This window comes from Streptomyces hygroscopicus subsp. hygroscopicus, assembly GCF_001553455.1.
In the GTDB taxonomy this organism is placed as follows: Bacteria; Actinomycetota; Actinomycetes; order Streptomycetales; family Streptomycetaceae; genus Streptomyces; species Streptomyces hygroscopicus.
On sequence record NZ_BBOX01000659.1, the window covers coordinates 1 to 1,087 of the forward strand.

The 1,087-nt window shown below is 74.4% G+C and carries 1 protein-coding gene; it reads right to left on the minus strand.

All coding sequences use genetic code 11. The features are described from left to right. Positions 1-130: 130 nt before the first annotated feature. On the minus strand, positions 131-1,087 hold a 957-nt coding region (locus AXW62_RS39710), incomplete at its 5' end, for a VWA domain-containing protein (RefSeq protein ID WP_159061125.1).

The window sequence follows — 1,087 nt, forward strand, 5'->3', positions numbered from 1 at the left end:
GGGCAGCCGGGCCGAGTGCTGCGGGCGCCCCGCCGTTGCCGGTGGCGGCGCACGTCCGGCCGCCGGGTCGGGTGGCGGCCGGCAGCAGGTCCGCTCCGCTCGAGGGGTCCTCGCTCGTCCGGAGGCCGGGTCAGATCACACGGAAGAGGTCGGCGGCGGCGTGGACATCGGTGAGGTCCTCGATGGAGCGGAGGTTGTCGCACAGGGCCTCCAGGACCGAACCGGCTCCGGCTGCGCGCGGGGCGCCGATGGCCACGCCGAAGACCCGGAAGCCCAGCAGGCGCTTGGCGTCGTTCCGGTCGCGCATCCATTCCTCCGTGACGTCGCATTCGCCATCGGTGATCATCACGATGTCGCCGCGCCTCCGGGAGGTGTCGTTGAACTCCTCCCTCAGCAGTTCACCGGCGGCCGTCAGCGGCGTCTGGAAGCTGGTGCCACCGCCGAGGAAGGTCTCGGCGAAGTCGAGGGTCCGGTCGATCCCGGCGGGCCGGCCGGCCGGGAAGCGGAAGACCCGGATCTTGTCGGCGGAGGAGAACAGGATGCCGACGAAGTCGCGCCCCGCGTGGCGGGCCTGGTCCAGCAGTGCCAGGGCACACGCCTTGGCCCACGCCTCCCGGGTGACTCCGCCGGGCCCCACCTCGTACATGGAGTGCGAGGTGTCCACGCACGCGATGATGGCGCCCCGGCCGGTGGTCTGCTCCCCCCGGCTGTCGTAGAGCATCAGCTCCCCGGCGGCGTAGCGCGCGGCGAACACCGCACGCAGCACCGGCAGGCCCAGGCCCGCCAGTTCGGAGGGGATGACGCGGGTGAGGTCATCGCCGAGCGTGACGCCGACCAGTTCCCCGGTGGCGTTCTCCACCTTGCGGGCGCGCTCCCCGCCGGCCATCCGCCGGAAGCGGCCGATCAGCTCGGCCCACTGGGCGAGACGCCCGGTGCGCAGCCGCTCGGCGAGCCGGGCGCGCTCGGCGAACGGCATCCGCTCCAGCTCGCCCGGACCAACGCCCCATGCCCGCATCAGCGCGGCCTCCTCCCGCACGGCCGCGGCGGCCCGCGCCGCCGCGGTCCGCGCGGTGGCACGGATACCGGG